The sequence below is a fragment of the Serratia sp. Ser99 genome (assembly GCF_024519545.1).
Taxonomy (GTDB): domain Bacteria; phylum Pseudomonadota; class Gammaproteobacteria; order Enterobacterales; family Enterobacteriaceae; genus Serratia; species Serratia liquefaciens.
This window is the reverse complement of sequence record NZ_JALJRT010000005.1, coordinates 134,454-148,739: the sequence shown is the minus strand read 5'-3', so window position 1 is coordinate 148,739 and position 14,286 is coordinate 134,454. Positions and strand designations below refer to the sequence as shown.

At 53.3% G+C, this 14,286-nt stretch carries 11 protein-coding genes and 1 tRNA gene; 7 read left to right on the top strand and 5 right to left on the bottom strand.

Translation table 11 applies throughout. The features are described 5' to 3' along the window. The first annotated feature begins 11 nt into the window (after positions 1 to 11). Both NR114_RS12360 and NR114_RS12355 read left to right on the top strand, forming a co-directional pair. Positions 12 to 1,466 (top strand): NAD-dependent succinate-semialdehyde dehydrogenase, encoded by a 1,455-nt coding sequence (locus NR114_RS12360; protein WP_256814117.1) that lies wholly within the window; start codon positions 12 to 14, stop codon positions 1,464 to 1,466. A 58-nt stretch (positions 1,467 to 1,524) separates the two neighbouring features. Continuing rightward, entirely contained in the window at positions 1,525 to 2,769 is a 1,245-nt protein-coding gene (locus tag NR114_RS12355; protein ID WP_372907091.1) for an aromatic amino acid transport family protein, read from the top strand. Positions 2,770 to 2,839: 70 nt separating this feature from the next. On the opposite strand, the gene yfcF is transcribed toward NR114_RS12355, so the two are convergent. Next, complete coding sequence (gene yfcF / locus NR114_RS12350) at positions 2,840 to 3,475, bottom strand: glutathione transferase (RefSeq protein ID WP_020831776.1); 636 nt, start codon at positions 3,473 to 3,475, stop codon at positions 2,840 to 2,842. A gap of 171 nt (positions 3,476 to 3,646) precedes the next feature. Here yfcF and NR114_RS12345 point away from each other — a divergent pair, with 171 nt between their 5' ends. After that, entirely contained in the window at positions 3,647 to 4,363 is a 717-nt protein-coding gene (locus tag NR114_RS12345) for an HPP family protein (RefSeq protein WP_256814116.1), read from the top strand. Here NR114_RS12345 and NR114_RS12340 read toward each other — a convergent pair. Then, positions 4,339 to 4,512 (bottom strand): hypothetical protein, encoded by a 174-nt coding sequence (locus tag NR114_RS12340; RefSeq protein ID WP_256814201.1) that lies wholly within the window; start codon positions 4,510 to 4,512, stop codon positions 4,339 to 4,341. The two genes, NR114_RS12345 and NR114_RS12340, sit on opposite strands and share 25 nt — an antisense overlap. 318 nt (positions 4,513 to 4,830) lie before the next feature. Here NR114_RS12340 and NR114_RS12335 point away from each other — a divergent pair, with 318 nt between their 5' ends. Beyond that, positions 4,831 to 7,650: a DUF2339 domain-containing protein gene (locus tag NR114_RS12335; RefSeq protein WP_256814115.1), complete on the top strand. Its 2,820-nt coding sequence runs from the start codon at positions 4,831 to 4,833 to the stop codon at positions 7,648 to 7,650. Further along, positions 7,647 to 9,038: a DUF3999 family protein gene (locus NR114_RS12330; RefSeq protein WP_256814114.1), complete on the top strand. Its 1,392-nt coding sequence runs from the start codon at positions 7,647 to 7,649 to the stop codon at positions 9,036 to 9,038. Before NR114_RS12335 ends, NR114_RS12330 begins: the two co-directional genes overlap by 4 nt. 191 nt (positions 9,039 to 9,229) lie before the next feature. Here NR114_RS12330 and NR114_RS12325 read toward each other — a convergent pair. Then, positions 9,230 to 9,306, bottom strand: a tRNA-Ile gene (locus NR114_RS12325). Positions 9,307 to 9,454: 148 nt separating this feature from the next. Here NR114_RS12325 and mug point away from each other — a divergent pair. Beyond that, positions 9,455 to 9,943: a G/U mismatch-specific DNA glycosylase gene (gene mug, locus NR114_RS12320; RefSeq protein WP_116691708.1), complete on the top strand. Its 489-nt coding sequence runs from the start codon at positions 9,455 to 9,457 to the stop codon at positions 9,941 to 9,943. A 40-nt stretch (positions 9,944 to 9,983) separates the two neighbouring features. Then, positions 9,984 to 10,427, top strand: coding sequence for an ester cyclase (locus NR114_RS12315; RefSeq protein ID WP_176984468.1), 444 nt, complete (start codon positions 9,984 to 9,986; stop codon positions 10,425 to 10,427). Positions 10,428 to 10,476: 49 nt separating this feature from the next. Here the strand turns inward: NR114_RS12315 and rpoD are convergent, their stop codons facing one another. Continuing rightward, positions 10,477 to 12,312 carry an RNA polymerase sigma factor RpoD gene (gene rpoD / locus NR114_RS12310; protein ID WP_020831770.1) on the bottom strand — a complete coding sequence of 612 codons (1,836 nt, stop codon included), beginning with the start codon at positions 12,310 to 12,312 and terminating at the stop codon, positions 10,477 to 10,479. Between the two features lie 157 nt (positions 12,313 to 12,469). Continuing rightward, positions 12,470 to 14,218: a DNA primase gene (gene dnaG / locus NR114_RS12305; RefSeq protein ID WP_256814113.1), complete on the bottom strand. Its 1,749-nt coding sequence runs from the start codon at positions 14,216 to 14,218 to the stop codon at positions 12,470 to 12,472. Positions 14,219 to 14,286: the final 68 nt, after the last annotated feature.

Here is a 14,286-nt window from a genome sequence, read left to right as displayed (position 1 = left end):
GAGTGACCGGTATGAAATTGAATAACCCCGAGCTGCTGCGCAGCCAGTGCCTGATTAACGGTGAGTGGTGCGATGCGCTGAGCGGTAAACGTGAAGCGGTCATCAATCCGGCGACCGGCGTTGAGCTGGCCAGTATTCCGTTAGTCAGCGGCGAAGAAACTCAACAGGCGATTAACGCTGCGCAGGTTGCGCAGCAAGGTTGGAAACAACTGACCGCCAAACAGCGTTCCGCTCTGATGCTGACCTGGGCCGACAAGGTGCTGGCGGCGCAGGAAGATCTGGCCCAGTTGATGACCGCGGAGCAGGGCAAATCGCTGGCGGAAGCGCGTGGTGAAGTGGCTTATGCCGCATCGTTTATCACCTGGTTTGCCGAAGAAGCCAAGCGAGTGGACGGCGCGGTACTGCAAGCGCCGCAGGCTTCACAACGTCTGGTGGTGGTAAAACAGCCCATCGGCGTTTGTGCGGCGATCACGCCGTGGAACTTCCCGGCGGCGATGATCACCCGCAAGGTGGCGCCGGCGCTGGCGGCAGGTTGCGCAATTATTGTTAAACCGGCCGAACAAACGCCGCTGACCGCGCTGGCGTTGGGCAAGCTGGCGCAGGACGCCGGCATTCCGGCGGGGGTGCTGCAGATCGTGACCGGCGATGCCGCTCAGGTGGGCAAAGTATTGTGTGACAGCCCGGTGGTGCGCAAGTTGAGCTTTACCGGTTCGACCGAGGTCGGCCGCATTCTGATGGCGCAGTGCGCGCCAACCATCAAAAAGCTGTCGCTGGAGCTGGGTGGCAATGCGCCGGTGATCGTTTTCGACGACGCCAATCTGGACGCGGCCGTGGCGGGCATTATGGCCTCCAAATTCCGCAATAGCGGCCAGACCTGCGTCTGCGCCAACCGTATCTACGTGCAGGACGGCATCTATGACCGGCTGGTGGATAAGCTGGTAGCGGCGGTTGAGCAACTGAAGGTCGGTGACGGCAGTCAGGCGGGCACCACTCAGGGCCCGTTAATTGACCAGGATGCGGTGGAAAAAGTGCAGAGCCATATCGACGATGCATTGATCAAGGGCGCGCAAATCGCTATCGGCGGTCAGCCGCATGAGCTGGGTCGTACCTTCTTCCAGCCTACGGTGGTGACCGGCGTGACGCAGAAAATGCGCTTCGCCAAAGAGGAAACCTTTGGCCCGGTGGCGCCGCTGTTCCGTTTCCATGACGAAGCGGAAGCTATTGCCATGGCCAACGATACCGAGTTCGGTTTGGCCGCCTATCTGTTCACGCAGAACGCCTCGCGTCAATGGCGAGTGTCGGAGGCGTTGGAATACGGCATGGTCGGCATCAATACCGGTCTGATTTCCAATGAAGTGGCACCTTTTGGCGGCGTGAAGCAGTCAGGGCTCGGACGTGAAGGATCGCGTTACGGGATTGAAGAATATCTGGAGCTGAAATACCTGTGTATCGATGTGAGCTGTTAACCCCTGGGAAATTAACCAACCCCGGTGGCCAGCGCCGCCGGGAGCCAAAGGATGCTGCATGTCTTCTGAAAACATCTCTATGTCTCCGGCGCTTGCCGCCGGGGTGCGAACGCCTGCACCCGCCAAATCACTGAGTTTCCTTGAAGGGGTGGCGATGATTGTCGGCACCAACATTGGTGCCGGCGTGCTGTCCATCGCCTACGCCTCCAGCAAGGCCGGTTTTCTGCCGCTGTTGTTTTGGCTGGTGGTGGTGGGCAGTCTGACCACTATCACCATGCTGTATGTTGCTGAATCTACCCTGCGTACCCGTGCCCATCTGCAATTGAGCGGACTGGCGAAACGTTATGTCGGCGGTATCGGTGCCTGGCTGATGTTTGCTTCGGTTTGCGTTAACAGCATTGGGGCGTTGACCGCCTACATGAGCGGCAGCGGCAAACTGTTGCAGTCCCTGTTCGGCATTTCCCCGGCAATAGGCAGCCTGCTGTTTTTCGTACCCGCCGCGGGGGTCTTGTACCTGGGATTAAAGGCGATTGGCCGCGGGGAGAAGTTTATCAGCATCGGCATGGTGGTCATGCTGAGTGCGCTGGTGGCGGCCACGCTGCTCAAAGACACCACCCAGATGCGCAACCTGCTGGACGGTGACTGGCGCTTTATGGTGCCGGTATTCAACGTGGTGGTGTTCTGTTTCTCTGCGCAGTATATCGTGCCGGAAATGGCGCGCGGTTTTTCGGACAAGCCGGAACAACTGCCCAAGGCGATTATGGTCGGAATGGCCGTGACCTTTGTGCTGCTGGCGGCGGTGCCGATGTCGGTGATTGCGCTCAGCGGGCTGAATAACATTTCTGACGTGGCGACCATTTCATGGGGCCAGGCGTTAGGGCAGTGGGCCTTCTTCTCCGCCAATATTTTTGCCCTGTGCGCGATGCTGACTTCTTACTGGGGCCTCGGCGGCAGCTTCCTGACCAATATTTTCGACCAGTTCAGGCTGGGCAACGACGAACAGCCACTGCGCCGTTTCGGCGTGCTGATGCTGGTGGTGCTGCCGCCGTTCGCGCTGGCCTACAGCGGGTTGGTGTCATTCGTTAACGCGCTCTATTTCGCCGGGGTTTTCAGCGGGGTGATTTTGTCGATTATGCCAATGCTGATCCTGCGTGGGGCGCGCAAGCATGGCGACCAGACACCGCGTTGGCAGTGTAACTGGATAACCCACCCGCTGTTGCAGATCAGCATCGTGTTGCTGTATCTGGCCAGTGCGGTGTATGCCATCGCGTCGCTGTTAGGCTATCTGCCCGCGGGATGGTGATTTGCCTTCCCTCAAGAAGTGATGTTATTTCTCAGTTGAGAACGGCGGCGTCGTGGCCGCCGATTTTTTATCACCCGCGCATTTTCTCTGGCAGCGCCAACCAGGCCTGCACGGAAGGACGTTGCCACTGTTTGTGAGCGTAGTGGCGAATATTTTCCGGTACCGGATCGCCATGTATCACCAGTCGATTCAGCATCAAAGCCAAATCGGTGTCGGCAATGCACCATTCCCTGAACAGATTATCCTGGCCGTGACTCAGCAGCTTTTCGACGGCGGCAATCAACTTGTTGGCGGCACCCTGCGCGGCGTTGGACAGCGGAGGAAATTTGCCGTTAATGAATACCGCTTCGGTCGGCCGCTCGGCGCGTAGCTGTAGCAGATCGCTGCGCAGCCATGCCTGAACTTCGCGGGCTTTGGCACGGTGTTTTACATCGCGTGGGTACACCGGATGGGCAGGATGGATCTCATCCAGGTACTCATCAATCGCCGAGGACTCCGAAAGCTGAAACTCACCGACCACCAGCGTTGGCACCCGGCGTGTCAATGACAGGGCCGCGTAGGCCGGCTCATGGTTTTTCCCCTGCGATAAATCGACCGGCTTCACGGTGAAGGGAATGCCTTTTTCCGTCAGGGTGATAAACGCCGACATGGCATAAGGGCTGAAAAATTCGGCGTCGGTATAGAGTTCGGCAATCGGCTGAGACATTGGGTTTTCCTCAAGGCAAAGGGAGGCGAACTTTGATAATTGACGAGGAGTGACTAAAGATCAATCTGTTAGCCGAAAGTTATTTTCGCAGTGAAAAGCGCGGCGAGCGGCGACGCCTGGCGTTGTGATATATTTGTTGCCATTAAGTTGAATTTGGCAGCACGAAGTAACATGAAAATGCCGTTGTGGGAAAGAGTGAAAGTAGGGTGCGCACGTTTGTGGCCGCATCCATTGGCGGTGGGCAAAAAAGAGATTTTGCTTTCCAGCGTCGGTGCCGGGCTGGGGCTGATGATTGCCGGCTGGATCAGCCATTTTGTTTTGGGCGAGGTGAACCTGTGGTTTATCGCCCCGATGGGAGCATCGGCCGTATTGCTGTTTGGCGTGCCGAATAGCCCGTTGGCGCAGCCCTGGTCGATCGTGGGCGGCAATATGTCGGCGGCGGCAGTGGGGGTCAGCACCAGTTTGCTGATTGCCGACCCGGGGCTGGCTTGCGGGGTGGCGGCCGCACTGGCGATTGGCTTGATGTTTAAGCTGCGCTGCCTGCACCCGCCCGGTGGCGCGGTGGCGCTGACCGCTATTCTCGGTGGCCCGGGTATTCATCAACTGGGCTATAGCTTTGTGCTGTACCCGGTGCTACTGAACTCGGTGCTATTGGCGCTGCTGGCTATAGTATTCAATAACCTGGCCGGGCGACGCTACCCGCACCCTTTGGCGCCGACCGAGGCGAAGCCGGCTAATCTGCCGATTGATGCTGTTTCTATCACCCGCGCCGATCTGCACGAGGCGCTGATGCAGGGCGAACTGTTTGATATCGACGAGGACGATTTGCAGGAAATCCTGCTGCGTGCCGAACAACTAGCGCATCAACGCCAGAGCGGCACCGGCTGATTAAGCCAGTGTTTGCGATAGAACACCACGCGCTCCGTTTCGCCAAAGCCCAACGCCGCATGCTGGCGCTGGGCTTTGAGATTGGCGATGTCGGTATTGGGCGCCAGCTCACCGCCCGCTGTTTGGCTCCGATTGGCAATGGAGTTCATATCTCTATTTTTAGCATGGTATTAGCTGGGGATATTATTGAGTGAAACGGAATTGAAAGGTGAGTTTTATTCCAGTGTCTCTGTTTTTTATCCATTACTTTATGTGAATAGTGATTTCTGCTCATCTTGGTTGTTGTATTGAATGAGAAGCGAATTGATAAAGTTTTATAGATCAAAAAATATGTACTAGCAGAGCATGAAATAATACTTAATTAAAATAAATATTGATCTACATGCCAAGAGTTTTATCGAGCCGTTGTTGCGAGCCATTTTTTGATGTAAGAGTGTTGTCACAATAGATAAGTTAAAGGCCGTGCCATGGATGGATTGGTTTTTATCGCGGGGTTGGCGTTGTTATTGTGTCTGATAGTCTTGCCTATTTCGGTGGTTATATCGCTGGGACGAGGTAAGCGTAACCAATATGACATAGAGCAACTGACACTCACCGTAACTGAACTACGACAGCAGGTAGATTGCTTCACAAGCGCCAAAACTGAGCACCTACGACCGGACGGTGCACCTTTGAATCACCCCGTGTCGGCGGAGAAAATGGATTATGTTTATCCGAAGACTCCAGGTGCCATTGCTGATGTTGGTATTGCAGTACAAGAAATATCTCTTCCGACTGGTCAGGAACGTATTGAACCTGAAGCTCAGACCGCATCTTGGCTTCAGTCAAAGCCAATTCAGATCCTTGATGAGCCTGAAGCTCAGACCACAGCTTGGCTTCAGTCAAAGCCAATAGAGTCAACACCTAAGGTTGATAACTATGAGGAGATAAAAGACCGTTTGTTCGGTGGACTATTTGCTTGGTTCATGCAGGGTAATCCGCTAGCAAAACTAGGGATCATGCTGCTGTTCTTTGGGGTGGCTTATTTGCTGAAATACACCGTTGAACGAGACATGTTACCCATAGAGTTCAGACTGATAGGGGCAGCCGCGACAAGCGGGATACTACTATGGTTTGGTTGGCGCCTACGTCTTAAACGAAACTTGTATGCGTTGATCTTGCAAGGGGGAGCCATTGGGACCCTCTATATCACCGTGTTTGGCGCATTTCGGCTTTACCAGCTTTTGCCGCATATGTTGGCATTTGGGCTGATGTTGGCCATCTGTGCTGCTAGCGTGGGTTTAGCTGTATTACAACGCGCACCTAGCCTAGCGATACTTGCCAGTTTCGGTGGCTATCTTTCACCTCTGCTGCTTTCCACCGGTAGTGCAAATTATATCGCGCTATTCTCTTATTATTTGTTGCTCTCACTGGGTATTTTAGCCATCAGCATTTGGCAGTCGTGGCGGCCGCTTAACCTTCTGGGTTTTATTTTCACATTTGGCATTGCCGGGGTTCGGGGTGTTAATCATTACTCTCATGAATATTATCTGGTGTGTCAACTTCTCCTAATTGCCAATATTATGATTTTTGGCGTGCTTTGCCTTGCTTTAGCCCTACGCTCAAAATTATCTGACAAAGACGAGATGGTTATTGATAGTGTGCTGTTGTTTGGCACACCGCTGATAGGTTTTGGTATTCAGTATTGGATCACTCGCCAGTGGGAGTTTGGCCCGGCATTTTCTGCGCTTGGCTTTGGTTTATTATATTTGCTTCTGGCTTGGGTTGCATTGAAACGCCATTTATCTACAGGAAAGGTGTTGGCGATTTCTTGGTTAGCGTTGGGGTGTGTGTTTACCACACTGGCTATCCCACTAGCGTTGTCAGCGCAGTGGACATCAATGGCCTGGGCTTTGGAAGGGGTTGGAATTCTATGGCTCGGCCGTATGCAGCAGCAAATCCGCGTAAGCCTCAGTGGTTCCGGATTATTGGTACTGGCGTTGGTTTCTGCTGTAGTAGCTTGTCATGCCGGCGTGTCGACACTGTCCTTCACCCTGGTATTCGCTGTATTAGCCTTCACCTGGCTCGTAGTGGCATTTATTTGGCGTGAATGGGAGTCGGCAGCAGAAGTCGGATCGAGTATCAGCTGGATTTTCCTGTTCGGAGGGATCTGTCTCTGGTTAGTCTGTCTTTTGGGTTTTGTCGCACGCTTGCTCTTGGTAGCCGATCAAACTGCTCTCCTGGCATTGGTATTAGTGACGTTATCTGTGGCGGCTTGGCGTTACGCGGCGCAAAGAATGGCGTGGTTTGAATTGGGCTACAACGTCTGGCTGCTGTGGCCAGCAATGTTGGCCACGTTGTTTTTCCAAATGAGGTCTTGGGATTCATTGTTGGCATCCGGTTGGTTAAACCTTGTATGGCTGATGGCCTTGCCATTGGCGTATTGGTTGTTGAAACGAGATGCCAGTTCCTTGCGGTTACCTTATCTGGAGCAAGGTTTGCATCTTTCGCTGTTCTGGATGGTGTTGTTAGCTCTGGGTTATGAGGTATTTTGGCGTACTGCGCGTTTGCCATGGGGAATGGATGAATGGCGTTTTGGCCTGCAGGTGAGCGTTATCTCACTGATCATTTTGGCCACACATAGCGCGCTTCGCAGACAATATTGGCCGTTTGTAGCACACCGGCGACTTTATGGCGGTATTGCCCTTGCCCCACTAATCATATTAACCCTCTTGTTCTTATTTATAGGCAACATGTCTGATGGTGTTAGTGCCGATTGGCTGTATTTACCTTTGTTAAATCCATTAGAGGAAGGAGCTGGTTTCGCGTTTTTGGCAATGGTTACCCAAGGGATGTTTGTCCGTACGGAATTCCCCGAATACCGTTCCAGAATGAGGCTTGCACTGTTGCTATTTATCGTTGCCGTTTTGTTTTGGTGGGGCAATGGCATCCTGCTTCGGATATTGGCTTTTTACGCAAAAATTGCCTGGCGGGGGGATGCACTCTGGGCTTCTCACCTGGTTCAGACATCGTTCTCGTTAATCTGGATGCTAGCTGCGTTGATTACTATGCTGTGGTCAACTCGCCATCAACGGCGTGAGGTGTGGTTCAGTGGGGCCGGTTTGTTAGGTGTTGTTATCCTTAAACTGATCTTTGTGGACAGTGCGCAGCACGGGGGATTGGCTCGTGCGGTTTCGTTTATCGGTGTAGCGATACTGGTTTTGATCGTGGGATATTTTTCTCCACTTCCCCCAAAAACGAAGAACAAGAAGGGATTCAATATGGATAGTGAGCGAGGGAATGTATGAATATAAAAATAACTAGCCGGTTATTTTGTGTTTTTTTTTGCCTGGCCGGGACGGCACAGGCTCAACAGAGCCCGATTAGCGAAAAAACTCAAGATTTCGCATATGGTTTGCCGTTAACGACCGAAAGTCGGGATCCGTTTTTCCGAATTGAACTGCCAGAGGCGGTTTATACCGAAACGGTGTGGCCGGATATGCGTGACGTTCGGGTGTTCAATAGCCAGGGGCAATCAGTAGCGTTTGCGCTGACAGCGAATACGATTACTCAGAGTGACAGTCAGACTTACTCTCTTAGGCTGTTTCCGATGAAGAGTAAAAAGACGACTCTGCTGGAGCAAGAGGTAATTTCGTTAAAATCGGTCGGGGGGGTAGAAATTATATTGCCGATTGATAGCGACCAACAAATGGGTAACGCCTATTTGTTGGAGGTGCCTCAGTACGATGGTAGCAGTCCATCCCTTACCCAGTTAAAGCTGACCTGGGAGCGTCAGCCTGAAAATTGGCAGTCACGTGTGAGTATTATGTACAGCCATGATTTAAATGAATGGATGAGTGGTGTTGATGATGCGCCTTTGATGGATTTAGTATCCAGTACCGATCGGCTGTTGCTGAATACTATTGATCTTGATAATGGCAGGTATTATTCCCAAATTCGTTACTTATTATTGGTGTTCAACGATGATCAAATGGCTCCGGGCCTGAAAATCCTTTCCGCGGAGGGGATTGCTGCTTCTCATCGAACGGATCAACAAAGGATCACCTTGCCGTTCAGCTCGAAAGCCATTTCGACGAGCGAAGCTGAATATACCTGGTCAAATCCTCAACCGCTTAACAATATCAGCGTGCGGCCTACACAAAGCAATACTGTATTACCACTTGAGATTGAATACCGTAGTAAAGCGAATGACCGTTGGCAGCCTTTGGTTAAGCGGGTCGTTTACTCGGTGAATGATCGCACTGCTGAAGCGATCCCACTGAAGGATTTGTTGGTGCAAGGCATCCGCTTGAAGGGGATCAACCAACAATGGAATGATCATATGCCAGAGGTTGTAGCGGAACGAGACAGAAAAACGATAGTGTTCAATGCTCAAGGAACGCCTCCTTTCCTGCTGGCGTGGGGAAATAAAGCGGCTCAGCATCAGGCTATCTCGTTAGATGAGCTGATCCCTGCTGCATTACGAAAATCAGTGTCTGTTAACGACCTGCCATTGGTGGGGTTTCAATCCAGGGTCATTCTGGGGGGAAACGAGCGTTTGAATGCGATGGATGCCAGTGAGGTTATCAGCGTGTGGAAAAAAGGCCTGCTTTGGTTACTGTTAGTGTTTGGGGCCGGGGCGCTGCTGTTGCTCGCCTTGCAGGTGTGGAAAGAGGTACGGCATACCCCTGAGTAAGGAGATGGTTCGCCCATTTTTAAATGGCGAATTTCAATGTTAATTAACCTCCAGAGAGTGATGTGGAACGAGCGTTACTCTCTGGCGATTTATCTGGCGCAAGTCTGAAGCCTATTTCGCCGATTATTTTTTTCTGAAACCACAAAACAAAAAAGGACTTAGTCAGTTTCCTGTCTAAGCCCTTCTGAATTTGGTGGCCCCTACTGGACTTGAACCAGTGACCAAGCGATTATGAGTCGCGTGCTCTAACCAACTGAGCTAAGGGGCCAAGCGGCGAGATTATACGGCAATCCTTCGACGCAGGTCTACAGTTAACCATCCGTATGTTGCTTTTATGCGCAGTTCTAGCCTGTTGTAATTACTGGCGGATTTTGCGATAACCGCTGTAAATCCCCTTTAATGGACTCCCGACCCCTATGGAACTCCTGGCGCCAAACCTGCGGGTGGTGTTTTGCGGCATCAACCCCGGCCTCTCCTCCGCCCACCAAGGCTACCCTTTTGCCAACGGCAGCAACCGCTTCTGGAAGGTGGTGCATCAGGCCGGCTTTACCGAACGTCAACTGGCGCCCGAACAGTGGCAACAGCTGCAGGATACCGGCTGCGGCATCACCGCGCTGGTGGCACGGCCAACGGTCGCGGCCAGCGAAGTGACGCGTGACGAATTGCTCAGCGGCGGCGAGGCGCTAAAAGAAAAAATCTTGCGCTACCAGCCGCGCGCATTGGCTGTTTTGGGCAAGCAGGCGTTCAGCAGCGCCTTTGGGGTAAAAAATGTAGCTTGGGGCCGTCAGGAGATGACGATCGGCAAAACTGAGGTTTGGGTATTGCCGAACCCCAGCGGATTGAATCGTGCCACGCTGGAGCAGCTTACAGAGAGTTATCGCGAGCTGTTTCTGGCATTGAAATAATCTGAGAGGGAGTTGCGGGATGAAAGCGATGATTAAAGCGATGATTAAAGCGGCATTAGTCGCTCTGCTGTTGGCGACCGGTGCTGCCCATGCGGGCAGCAGCGTGCAGGAACTGAAGAACAAAAATAACGTGCTGGAGTTTTATCAGCAGGGGCTAAATAACAAGGATTTTGCCGCGGCACGGCCCTTTCTGGGTGATGAGTACAAACAGCACAATCCCAATGCGCAGGATGGGGTGGAAGGGTTCCGCAAGTTTGTCGAGCTGCTCAAAGCGCGTTACCCCGATTCTCACAGCGAAATCAAACAGGCATTTGTCGACGGCAACTATGTGATTTTGCACGTAGAGACTAGCGGACGAGAAAAGGGCAAGACGGCCGCGATTATCGATATTTTCCGGCTTGATAACGAAGGCAAAATCGTGGAGCACTGGGACGTGACCCAACCGGTGCCGGAGAAAACCGCCAGCGGCAACAGCATGTTTTAGGCAATAAAAAACCCCGGCGAGCCGGGGTTTTTTTGCTAACAGCTGAACCTTAGTCGTCCAGGAAGCTGCGCAGCACTTCGGAACGGCTTGGGTGGCGCAGTTTACGCAGTGCTTTGGCTTCGATCTGACGAATACGCTCACGGGTAACGTCGAACTGTTTGCCCACTTCTTCCAGCGTATGGTCAGTGTTCATATCGATGCCGAAACGCATACGCAGCACTTTCGCTTCACGGGCGGTGAGGCCGGCCAATACGTCGTGCGTTGCGGAGCGCAGGCTTTCCGAGGTGGCAGAATCCAGCGGCAGCTCGAGGGTGGTATCCTCGATGAAATCGCCCAGATGTGAATCTTCATCATCACCGATCGGCGTTTCCATGGAGATCGGCTCTTTGGCGATCTTCAGCACTTTGCGGATTTTGTCTTCCGGCATCAGCATGCGTTCAGCCAGCTCTTCCGGCGTCGGTTCGCGGCCCATCTCTTGCAGCATCTGGCGCGAAATACGGTTGAGCTTGTTGATGGTCTCAATCATATGCACCGGAATACGGATGGTACGCGCCTGGTCGGCGATAGAACGGGTGATAGCCTGACGGATCCACCAGGTGGCGTAAGTCGAGAACTTATAACCACGACGGTATTCAAACTTGTCTACCGCTTTCATCAGACCGATGTTGCCTTCCTGGATCAGATCCAGGAACTGCAGGCCGCGGTTGGTGTATTTCTTGGCGATAGAAATAACCAGACGCAAGTTCGCTTCAACCATCTCTTTCTTCGCACGGCGGGCTTTCGCTTCACCGATAGACATGCGGCGGTTGATGTCCTTCACCTGCTCGATGGTCAAGCCGGTCTCTTCTTCGATCTGACGCAGTTTCTGCAGGCTGCGTTGCACGTCTTCGGCGACGTCTTTCAGCTTCTCTGACCATGGCTTGGCCATTGCCAGCGCCGCTTCGAACCAGGTGGTGCTGGTTTCGTTGCCCGCGAACAGAGTGACGAAGTTTTTCTTCGGCATTTTGCACTGTTCAACGCACAGTTTCATGATGATACGTTCTTGAGTACGAACGCGGTCCATCATGGTACGCATGCTGTTGACCAGGAAGTCGAACTGTTTTGGCACCAGGCGGAACTGCTTGAACACTTCAGACAGCTTCAGAATTTCTTCTGCTGCGCTGGCGTGGCTGCGGCCGTTCTTTTTGATGACGACACGAGTCGCTTCGTATTGATCGCGCAGGTCGGCGAATTTCTGACGGGCCAGCTCAGGGTCGATGCTGTTGTCGTCTTCTTCTTCGTCTTCATCTTCTTCTTCATCGTCGTCGTTCTGCTCTTCGGTAGACAGCTCAGAACCCACGTGGGTAGCGGTAGGGGCGATGTCCTCTTCCGCATTAGGATCGACGAAGCCGGTGATCAGATCGGACAGGCGAGCTTCGCCCGCTTCGACGCGATCGTACTGTTCCAGCAAATAGGTAATGGCTTCCGGGTACTCGGCAACCGAGCACTGCACCTGGTTGATGCCGTCTTCAATGCGCTTGGCGATGTCGATTTCGCCTTCGCGCGTCAGCAGTTCAACGGTCCCCATTTCGCGCATGTACATGCGCACCGGGTCGGTGGTACGGCCGATTTCAGACTCAACGCTGGACAACACCTGAGCGGCAGCTTCTTCCGCATCTTCGTCCGTGCTGTTTGAGTTTTCAGCAAGCAATAGGTCGTCGGCGTCCGGTGCTTCTTCCAGAACCTGGATGCCCATGTCGTTAATCATCTGGATGATGTCTTCGATCTGGTCGGAGTCGACGATATCTTCCGGCAGATGGTCATTGACCTCAGCATAGGTCAGATAGCCTTGCTCCTTACCACGGGTGACAAGTAGCTTTAGCTGTGACTGCGGGTTTTGCTCCATAAGACGGTATCCACACTTCAGAGTATTTGGGTTGGTGTCGGTCGGCGAAACCGCCAACAATAGCATTTGGGGCGTTTTTGTTGTTGCCGCGGCCCACTGTGGCGGCATATTGCAGGGCTCTGCCCTCGCATTTATCGGCACTTAAGCCGTTTGGTATTCAGTTTTTCTTCGCCAGCACCTGATTCAAAGAACGGACTTCTTCACGTTCTTCCGGGCTGAGGCCATGGGTTCTGGCCTGTGCGATCAATGTCTCCAGCCGCTGTTCCAGTACCGAGTCGTACAGGCTGGCTAAAGTATCCAAAAAAGTCTGTTCAACCATATCCTCAACGATCATATGGTTCCATGTTGCCAAGGTTTCAAGCTGTTGGCTCAATTTGTTGTCGCGATACTGCTCCAACAGTTGGCCGGTTGTCAGCCCTGGCTGAGCCAGACAGGTCTGCACCAGCTCGACAAACAGCGGCAAACCCGCCTGTTTGGTCTGCTCCAATCCCTCAAGCGAAGGGATAAGTGTAGCCAGTTGCGGATTTTGTACCAGTAACCCTATCAGTATACGCATGGTTGTGCGTTTTAGCTGGGGCGCCTGATAAGTATTCGCATTTTCGGCTTGCTTGGGCATCAGCTTGTCCAACTGGCTGTCGTCCAGCAAACCCAGCTTGCTGCCGAGCTGTTGGCGCAGGTACAAGCGCAACGTTTCGCCCGGCACCTGAGTAATCAGCGGCAGTGCCAGCGTGCTCAGCTTGGCGCGGCCGTCCGGGCTGCTCAGGTCTACCTGCGGCATCAGGGTTTCGAACAGGAAAGTGGAAAGCGGCTGCGCCTGCTCCATTCGCTGTTCGAAGGCCTCTTTGCCTTCTTTGCGTACCAATGTGTCCGGGTCTTCGCCGTCGGGCAAAAACATAAACCGCAGTTGACGCCCGTCATTGAGATAGGGCAACGCGGTTTCCAGTGCACGCCATGCCGCTACGCGACCGGCTCTGTCACCGTCATAGCAACAGACAACGTTGTCGGTGGCGCGGAACAGCAGCTGAATATGTTCGGCCGTTGTCGAGGTGCCAAGCGAGGCGACGGCATAATCGATGCCGCATTGCGCCAGCGCCACCACGTCCATATAGCCTTCCACTACCAGCAATCGCTGCGGGGTAGGGTGGCTCTGTTGCGCTTCATACAGGCCGTACAGCTGACGACCTTTGTGGAAAACTTCGGTTTCCGGTGAGTTCAGGTATTTCGGCATGCCGTCACCCAATACGCGTCCGCCAAAGGCGATCACTCGCCCGCGTTTGTCGCGGATAGGGAACATTACGCGCTCACGGAAACGATCGTACGAGCGTCCTTGATCGTTAGTCACCAGCATGCCTGCATCGTTCAATGCCAGGCGTGACTCGGCGTCACGACCAAAACGCTTTAATGCGTTATCCCAACCGGCAGGTGCAAAACCGATGGCGAAATGACGGATAACGTCGTCACTCAGCCCGCGCTGTTGCAGATAATTGCGCGCCGGCGTGCCGGAGGACTGATGCAGTGACTGTTGATAGAACGCGCTGAGTTGTTCCATCAGTTGATACAGGCTTTGACGCTGATGGCGTTCGATTTGCGTCGGTCCGGAACCCGCCTCGTAAGGCACTTCCAGTCCGTGCATGGTGGCCAGCTCTTCGATGGTTTCGACAAACTCGAGCCTGTCGTAATTCATCAGAAAGTCGACGGCGTTACCGTGCGCACCACAACCAAAGCAGTGGTAAAACTGCTTTTCGCCATTAACCGTAAATGAAGGCGTTTTTTCGTGGTGGAACGGACAGCACGCGTGATAGTTCTTGCCCTGCTTCTTGAGCTTTACCCGGGCATCGATCAGATCGACGATGTCGGTGCGAGCCAGCAAGTCATTGATAAATACGCGCGGAATTCGTCCAGCCATAAGCCCTTACTTTACTAGCCTATAAACGAGAACAAGCCGCGCATTCCTTTCGGAAAGCACGGCCTTCG

Coding starts and splice junctions, on each gene's coding strand:
- NR114_RS12340 (WP_256814201.1), bottom strand. CDS start 4,512: ATGAACTCCATTGCCAATCGGAGCCAAACAGCGGGCGGTGAGCTGGCG.
- rpoD (WP_020831770.1), bottom strand. CDS start 12,312: ATGGAGCAAAACCCGCAGTCACAGCTAAAGCTACTTGTCACCCGTGGT.
- yfcF (WP_020831776.1), bottom strand. CDS start 3,475: ATGTCTCAGCCGATTGCCGAACTCTATACCGACGCCGAATTTTTCAGC.
- NR114_RS12330 (WP_256814114.1), top strand. CDS start 7,647: ATGAATATAAAAATAACTAGCCGGTTATTTTGTGTTTTTTTTTGCCTG.
- NR114_RS12360 (WP_256814117.1), top strand. CDS start 12: ATGAAATTGAATAACCCCGAGCTGCTGCGCAGCCAGTGCCTGATTAAC.
- dnaG (WP_256814113.1), bottom strand. CDS start 14,218: ATGGCTGGACGAATTCCGCGCGTATTTATCAATGACTTGCTGGCTCGC.
- NR114_RS12345 (WP_256814116.1), top strand. CDS start 3,647: ATGAAAATGCCGTTGTGGGAAAGAGTGAAAGTAGGGTGCGCACGTTTG.
- NR114_RS12315 (WP_176984468.1), top strand. CDS start 9,984: ATGATTAAAGCGGCATTAGTCGCTCTGCTGTTGGCGACCGGTGCTGCC.
- NR114_RS12335 (WP_256814115.1), top strand. CDS start 4,831: ATGGATGGATTGGTTTTTATCGCGGGGTTGGCGTTGTTATTGTGTCTG.
- mug (WP_116691708.1), top strand. CDS start 9,455: ATGGAACTCCTGGCGCCAAACCTGCGGGTGGTGTTTTGCGGCATCAAC.
- NR114_RS12355 (WP_372907091.1), top strand. CDS start 1,525: ATGTCTTCTGAAAACATCTCTATGTCTCCGGCGCTTGCCGCCGGGGTG.